The following is a 250-nucleotide window of genomic DNA, read 5'->3' as shown; positions in this document are numbered from 1 at the left end:
ACGCGCGCAGCATTCCACTGGCCATCACGGTCACGGGCGCCAACCGACACGACTCGATGGCATTCGAGCCCACGCTCGATGCCATTCCGGCAGTCTCGGGTCTGAATGGCCAGCCCCGCAAACCCCCCGGGCAAGTTGCATGCGGACAAGGGCTATGACTTTGCCCGCTGTCGGCGTTACCTGAAGCAGCGCGGAATCACGGCCCGTATTGCCCGTCGCGGCGTGGAAAGCAAGGAGCGGCTCGGGCGGC

Annotated in this window: 1 pseudogene; it reads left to right on the top strand. The window is 66.0% G+C overall.

Annotated elements, in window-relative coordinates:
• Window positions 1–250 (top strand): annotated as a pseudogene (locus AB4Y34_RS42500) (transposase); the annotation flags it as partial.

Source organism: Paraburkholderia sp. BR10954 (assembly GCF_040965775.1).
Taxonomy (GTDB): Bacteria; Pseudomonadota; Gammaproteobacteria; order Burkholderiales; family Burkholderiaceae; genus Paraburkholderia; species Paraburkholderia youngii.
This window is presented reverse-complemented; position numbering and strand designations above follow the sequence as displayed.